The following is a 295-nucleotide window of genomic DNA, read 5'->3' on the forward strand; positions in this document are numbered from 1 at the left end:
TTGATATAATCATTTGCATCAGTCTTTAGCTCCATTTTGGATAGTAATTTAGGTGCGTTGAGACCTGATTCAAGGAATGCGTATAATAGTAGTTCACCTAACTCACCTTCATTTGATGTATAGGTACGAAATTTCTGCATTGCCTCTAAATATGGTTTGGGACTAAAAGATGGATGATTTTTTTCAAACTCAGCTATTCTTCTATTCGAATGTACGTAACAGACTATTAAGTCTCTTAATTCCTCACCAATTTGTTATAAACAAAACTGTTACTCTCAATGTTTAGAACATGTAA

The 295-nt window shown here is 32.9% G+C and carries 1 protein-coding gene; it reads right to left on the bottom strand.

Annotated features, from left to right (window positions below; all coding sequences use genetic code 11):
• Positions 1-251, bottom strand: a 251-nt coding sequence (locus tag ACSIPU_RS31070; protein ID WP_435322544.1) for a Hachiman antiphage defense system protein HamA, incomplete at its 3' end; no start/stop codon positions are given.
• Positions 252-295 lie beyond the last annotated feature (44 nt).

This window comes from Klebsiella sp. HN106 (assembly GCF_051209435.1).
Classification (GTDB): domain Bacteria; phylum Pseudomonadota; class Gammaproteobacteria; order Enterobacterales; family Enterobacteriaceae; genus Klebsiella; species Klebsiella oxytoca.